The sequence below is a fragment of the Pseudomonas sp. genome (assembly GCF_049645325.1).
Lineage (GTDB): Bacteria > Pseudomonadota > Gammaproteobacteria > Pseudomonadales > Pseudomonadaceae > Aquipseudomonas.
The window spans coordinates 1-2,243 of the sequence record NZ_JBARTQ010000071.1 but is presented as its reverse complement, the minus strand read 5'-3'; the positions used below and the strand labels follow the sequence as shown (position 1 = coordinate 2,243).

Sequence of the window (2,243 nt, the reverse complement as noted above, 5' to 3'; positions counted from 1 at the left end):
GACCCACCGCTATCGCAGGCAAGCCAGCTCCCACATTTTGATCTCCACAGTGTTGATCTCCCCAGTGTTGATCTCCACCGTTTTGACCTTCATAAGTCGTTAGAGCAGCGTGCGGGCCAGCGCCCTTTTCCACTCGGCATAACGCCCCGCCATCGCCGGGTCTTCCTGCGGCTCGAACCGCTCGCGCTGACGCTCCAGGGCAGCCAACGCCGCATCACTTGCCCACACCCCCAACGCCCTTCCGGCCAAATGCGCCGCGCCCAGTGCCGAGACTTCCGGCGACAGGCTGCGCACCACCGGGCGTTGCAGCAGGTCTGCCAAAAACTGCATCAGCCAGCGGTTGCGCGTGGCGCCGCCGTCGACCCAAAGCTCTTTCAACGGGCTGCCGATGTCTTGCTGCATGGCCTCGAACACGTCGCGAATCTGATAGCCGATGGACTCCAGCGAAGCCCGCAGGATATGCGCGCCGGAGGTGGCCTCAGTCAGCCCGCAGATCAGGCCACGGGCGTCGGCCTTCCAGTGCGGCGCGCCGAGCCCGGACAATGCCGGGACGAAATACACGCCGCCGTTGTCGGGCAACAGCGCGGCCTGTTCAGTCAAGGCGTCCAGGGATTCCTCGGCCACCAGCCGCGAGGCCCACTGCACGGCGGCGCCGGTGTGGACGATATTGCCTTCCATGCCGAACGTGGGCTTGCCGCCGTCATGCCACGCCAGGGTGGTCGAGAGACCATGGGTGGAGGCAATCGGGCCGCTCATGGGGGTCATCAACGAGGAGCCAGTGCCGAGGGTGGCCTTGACCAGCCCCGGTGCAAAGCCGCCCTGCCCGTACAGTGCCGCGTGGGAATCGCCGATCATCGACATCACCGCGATGCCCGCCGGCAAGCCGCCCAGTGCGACGGTTTCGGCGAAAAAACCGGCGCTTGGCTGGATCGGCGCCAAGGCGGCTAAAGGAATGGCAAACAGTGCCAGAAGCTCAGGGTCCCAGGCACCGGTGTGCAGGTTGAACAACTGCGTGCGCGCGGCATTCGAATAGTCGGTGGCGAACACTTGGCCGCCACTGAGCTTCCATAACAACCAGCTGTCGACCGTGCCCAGGCATAGGTCACCGGCCGCGGCACGGGCATGGCCGTCTTCAAGATGGTCGAGGATCCAGCGGAATTTACCGGCGGAAAACATCGGGTCGAGCGCCAGCCCGGTTTTCTCAAGAATGACGGCCTCATGGCCCTGCTCGTGCAATTGCGTGCACAACGCCGTCGAGCGTCGGCATTGCCAACTGATGCACGGCGACAATGGCTCGCCGCTGCGCCGGTCCCAGGCCACCACCGATTCACGCTGGTTGCTGATCGCCAACGCGGTAATCGGCCGGTCCACCTGGGCCAGGCATTCTTCGATCGCCGCCAGGGTGTTTTGCCAGATCAGCAGCGGGTCCTGCTCGGAAAACCCGGGCTGCGGATGGCTGATGCTCAACGGCCGTGAACCGCGGGCGATGACTTGCCCGAGCTCGTTGACCAGCACCGCCTTGGCGTTGCTGGTGCCTTCATCTATCGCCAGGATCAGCGGCGTGTTGTCTGTCATCGTATTCACCGCAACCGAGTGGCAGCCGCCACAATCCCAGCCGCGTCGATGTTATGCAAGGCGCGTGTCGGTTCGCGCGCGCCAGCGGCGGCGTATTCACCGTCGCCGATGCCCAGTCGGGTCAAGGGAATGCCGAGCCCGGCTTCGGCCAGCACTTCGGCGACCAGGCTGCCAACGCCGCCATTGATATTGTGTTCTTCCACCGTGATCACCGCGCGGGTGCCGCTCAGTGCGCTGAGCAAAACCTCACGCTGCAATGGCCGGATCGACGACAGGTTGATCACTTGGGCCTGAATGCCCTGCTCCGCCAGCAACGCCGCTGCATCCACTGCTTCATGCACCACCGAGCCCAGGGCCACGATGCTCACGTCGGCGCCCTGGCGCAGGATATCCACCTGGCCCGGGCTGAATTGATAACCGGCGCCGTGCACGTCGGGCAAGGCTTTACCGTCGAGGCGGATGTACACCGGGCCTTTATAGCGCAGTGCGTAATCGACGATCTGCCGGCACTCAAGCGCATCCGCCGGGGCAAAGATCTGCACGTTGCCGAAGCCGCGCATCACCGAAATGTCGTCGAGGCTGTGGTGGGTGCTGGCCAGCGGGCCATAGCTGGTGCCCGCATTCAGGCCGAACATCTTCACGTTGGCCTGGTTGTAGCAAACGTCGAC

The 2,243-nt window shown here is 64.4% G+C and carries 2 protein-coding genes; both read right to left on the bottom strand.

Annotated features, from left to right (window positions below):
• Positions 1-99: 99 nt before the first annotated feature.
• On the bottom strand, positions 100-1,575 hold the full coding sequence (locus tag WBB95_RS03040) for an FGGY family carbohydrate kinase (protein WP_424486233.1): 1,476 nt from the start codon (positions 1,573-1,575) through the stop codon (positions 100-102).
• 5 nt (positions 1,576-1,580) lie between these two features.
• Positions 1,581-2,243 (bottom strand): transketolase family protein (locus WBB95_RS03035; RefSeq protein WP_424486232.1); only part of this gene is annotated, 663 nt, incomplete at its 5' end.

Coding starts and splice junctions, on each gene's coding strand:
- WBB95_RS03040 (WP_424486233.1), bottom strand. CDS start 1,575: ATGACAGACAACACGCCGCTGATCCTGGCGATAGATGAAGGCACCAGC.